The organism is Endozoicomonas atrinae, assembly GCF_001647025.1.
In the GTDB taxonomy this organism is placed as follows: Bacteria; Pseudomonadota; Gammaproteobacteria; order Pseudomonadales; family Endozoicomonadaceae; genus Endozoicomonas; species Endozoicomonas atrinae.
In genome coordinates this window covers 1-454 of sequence record NZ_LUKQ02000790.1, presented here as the reverse complement: position 1 = coordinate 454, position 454 = coordinate 1, and the positions used below count along the sequence as shown (strand labels likewise).

The 454-nt window shown below is 48.9% G+C and carries 1 protein-coding gene; it reads right to left on the bottom strand.

What is annotated here, in order from left to right; all coding sequences use genetic code 11:
• Window positions 1-269: 269 nt before the first annotated feature.
• Window positions 270-454, bottom strand: a 185-nt coding sequence (locus AK963_RS34475) for a hypothetical protein (RefSeq protein ID WP_238593915.1), incomplete at its 5' end; no start/stop codon positions are given.

Below are 454 nucleotides of genomic sequence, written 5' to 3'. Positions count from 1 at the left end.
GGCTGCTGAATTGCCACCCACAAATACAGACCAGAACCTCGTCTATTTTCTGCTGCTCCTGCTCGCTGGCGTTTTCATAAATTTCGGTTAATAGCTCTGACTGATGTTCGCTGTCTTCCAGTTCGTCGTTTGCGCCTGCGGCAATCAGTTCAATCAGATTCATGCTCCACTCCTGCTCAATAAAAAACTGGCAATTGCTCCTTGCATTACCAGCATACCATCCTTCCCTGTTTATAAAGCCCTGGCTGGTAGGGCTGTCTTGGCGGCGATTAAATATGCCGGGGAACTTCTTTTTTCATGCTGTAAAAGGCGATGCGGTTTTCCTTCTTGCCATCCTCGGTGTGGACAACAAAATCGCCTTTGTCGTAAGTAATGGCATCCAGTGCCTTGTCATCCAGCGCCAGTTCTTTGCCACCTTTGAGCTTCATGGTGATGCTCCACTTGCCGAGGCAGT